1 pseudogene is annotated in these 671 nt (G+C 56.0%); it reads right to left on the minus strand.

From position 1 onward, the window contains the following. A pseudogene (locus GOB86_RS15705) lies at positions 1 to 524 on the minus strand (hypothetical protein); the annotation flags it as partial. Between the last annotated feature and the right edge of the window lie 147 nt (positions 525 to 671).

Below are 671 nucleotides of genomic sequence, written 5' to 3' on the forward strand. Positions count from 1 at the left end.
GCCACATCTGACTTTATCTCAAGCGGCACGGCGGTCTCGGCTGCACGGTTCTGCGCGACATGACGTTTATGCTCTTCTATGCGCGCCTTGTTATCGCGCTGCCATTCGGCAGCACGTTCAGCACACGCCATCTTATCCCGCAGCTTCGCGCTCTCGTTGGCTTCTGCTTCCTGCTTCTGGCGGATTTCTGCATCACGAGAAGCTCTTTCGCTCTCGCGTTCAGCCTCGAGGCGTAGGGCTTCAGCATCCCGCTCAGCCGCTTTGGCTTTGCGGCGTTCCATCCACTTACCAACCCGGAGCCAGGTCAGCTGGGCACAACGAATGGTCGGTGCCTCACCTTTAGCGTTTGTGAGGCCAGCGGAAACAAACCATTCGCAGAGTGCGCGCCAGTTGATCCGGCGGCCATCCAGGTGCGCGAGCAGTTCGTCACGATGTTGCTCCATCCACGTCCGCAGGGATGCCGCCCCATAAGCATCATCAAGCGCCACCAGCGCCCCTTCGATCCCGATGCTCATTGTCGTCATTTTTCCGGCTTCCCTCACTCATGCGCCTTCTATGGCTGCGCAAGACCTATATCAAGACATCAGTCTTACATCAACTCATTCTCGCTTCTGCTGTCGCAATACATCAGGTCTACATCACATCAGTCTCAACAAAAAAACTTTTCCATA

The sequence above is a fragment of the Acetobacter lambici genome (assembly GCF_011516885.1).
GTDB classification, from domain to species: domain Bacteria; phylum Pseudomonadota; class Alphaproteobacteria; order Acetobacterales; family Acetobacteraceae; genus Acetobacter; species Acetobacter lambici.